Here is a 1,147-nt window from a genome sequence, read left to right as displayed (position 1 = left end):
CCCAGCTCCTCCTCGATCCGCAACAGCTGGTTGTACTTCGCGACCCGCTCACTACGAGCCGGAGCACCCGTCTTGATCTGACCCGAGCCCACCGCGACCGCCAGATCCGCGATCGTCGTGTCCTCCGTCTCACCCGAACGGTGGCTCATCATCGACTTGTAACCGTTGTTGTGCGCCAACGCCACCGCATCCAAAGTCTCCGTCAACGTACCGATCTGGTTGACCTTCACCAACAGCGCGTTCGCCGCACCACGAGCGATACCGTCCTCAAGACGCTCCGGATTGGTCACGAACAGATCATCACCCACCAGCTGCACCTTGTCACCGATCGCGTCGGTCAGATCGACCCAACCCTCCCAGTCGTCCTCCGACAGCGGATCCTCGATCGAAACCAACGGGAACTCCCCGACCAGCCCGCGGTAGAACTCGCCCATCTCCGCCGCGGAAAGCACCTTGCCCTCGAACCTGTACCCCTCGGGGCTGTAGAACTCCGTCGCCGCGACATCCAGCGCCAACGCCACATCAGACCCCAGCTTCAGGCCGGTCCTGCCGATCGCCTCGGAAATCAGCTCCAGCGCCTCACGGGTGCCGGCCACCGACGGGGCGAAGCCGCCCTCATCACCCAAACCCGTGTTCAGGCCCTTGCTCTTGAGCACCGACTTCAAAGAGTGGTAGACCTCAGCGCCCCAGCGCAGCGACTCCTTGAAAGTCTCCGCGCCGATCGGCGCGACCATGAACTCCTGCACATCCACACCACTGTCCGCGTGCGCGCCACCGTTGAGGATGTTCATCATCGGCACCGGCAGAATATGCGCGTTCGGGCCACCCAAGTACCGGAACAACGGCAGCGCAGCCGACTCCGCCGCCGCCTTCGCCGCCGCCAACGACACACCGAGCAACGCATTCGCGCCGAGCCGGCTCTTATCCGGCGTGCCATCCAAGTCCAGCAGCGTCTGATCGATGATCCGCTGCTCATCAGCAGGAATACCGATCACCTCCGGCGCAATCACCTCCAGCACACCCTCGACCGCCTTCGTCACGCCCTTACCCAGGTAACGATCACCCCCATCACGCAGCTCCACAGCCTCATGCTCACCCGTGGACGCACCCGACGGCACCGCCGCACGAGCGAAGCTACCGTCGGCCA

The 1,147-nt window shown here is 64.0% G+C and carries 1 protein-coding gene; it reads right to left on the bottom strand.

What is annotated here, in order from left to right; all coding sequences use genetic code 11:
• On the bottom strand, nucleotides 1-1,147 hold a 1,147-nt coding region (gene eno, locus ABZX10_RS22745; RefSeq protein ID WP_355545570.1), incomplete at both ends, for a phosphopyruvate hydratase.

This window comes from Tsukamurella sp. NPDC003166 (assembly GCF_040611135.1).
Taxonomy (GTDB): domain Bacteria; phylum Actinomycetota; class Actinomycetes; order Mycobacteriales; family Mycobacteriaceae; genus Tsukamurella.
Note: the sequence above shows the minus strand (reverse complement) of the source record. Positions and strands in the feature narration are given on the sequence as shown.